Source organism: Xenorhabdus griffiniae, assembly GCF_015163655.1.
Taxonomy (GTDB): domain Bacteria; phylum Pseudomonadota; class Gammaproteobacteria; order Enterobacterales; family Enterobacteriaceae; genus Xenorhabdus; species Xenorhabdus griffiniae.
In genome coordinates, this window is sequence record NZ_JADEUF010000271.1 from 1 (window position 1) to 1,012 (window position 1,012).

General features: G+C 45.9%; 1 protein-coding gene. It reads right to left on the reverse strand.

The window, feature by feature from the left end; all coding sequences use genetic code 11:
* Positions 1-16: 16 nt before the first annotated feature.
* Complete coding sequence (locus IQ211_RS19410; RefSeq protein ID WP_193836490.1) at positions 17-916, reverse strand: IS982 family transposase; 900 nt, start codon at positions 914-916, stop codon at positions 17-19.
* Between the last annotated feature and the right edge of the window lie 96 nt (positions 917-1,012).

Consider the following 1,012-nt stretch of genomic DNA (forward strand, 5'->3'; position numbering starts at 1 on the left):
AACGCGATGCTCGACTTTAACACCCAATAACGAGAGTTTGTTGAAGCCAATCGCGTTGTTTTTTACCTTGTTTAAAGTTGGCAAAAATACCTAATGTGTGAGAAAGCAGCTTTCTGGCGATTCGATTGCTCAGATGCCACATATCCCGCGCCCAGCATTTCTCGATAGCAAATTGCCCGGCGAGTTGACCAATCACAGTTTCAATAAGACGCCGTTTGGCGTTGAGGCATTTTCTCGTCTCTTTGGGAACAGGATCATCCATATTGGCTCGCACCGGCGTTATCATTTCAACGTCTTCTCTCTTCATTTCCTGTTTAAATTCAGTGCCTAAATAGCCTTTATCACCGAGTAAATAGCCGGTTATTGGCGCAACTAAATCCCCGGCGGCCTCACGCTCGCTGACACTTGCCGGTGTGAGTGTAAACCCTGTCACGATGCCGATTTCATCGACCAGCAGATGCCCTTTAAAGCCGTAGTACGTTTCACTCTTGGCGGCGCAGAAGCCATAATCGGCTTGTCCCTTAAAACGTGCACAGCCTTTCGCGCGTTTAAAAAGGCAAACGGGCAGAGGAAATCCATCAATAATATGCACCGGCCGGTCGAACGCACCCAATAATATCGCCAGTTTCTCTTGCAGTTGTTGTTTAACAACCCAAAGATTCGAAATCTGTTTAGCAAAATTGGCACGTGAACCCAGCCCCGGAAACCCCGCGCGCCAGTGGTTATTAAAGTATGTCCAAATGCCTTTATCGGTTGAAAATCCTAAAAATTCACCCACGACTTCCATCGTGATGGCTTCGGCATCGCTGAGTTTAGGCGGAAAGCCTCGGCTTCTGAATCGTGTACCTTGCTGTAACTCTGCTAAATTTTCATCTACCCAACAAAATACCCAAATGATAAAATCTTGTTGTGACATAGCCTTTTGTTCCTTTATTTCTTTCAGTTTGGTCACTTAAAGTTATAAAGGACAGGCTATGTCATTTCAACTCACCTCGAAAGTCGAGCATCGCGT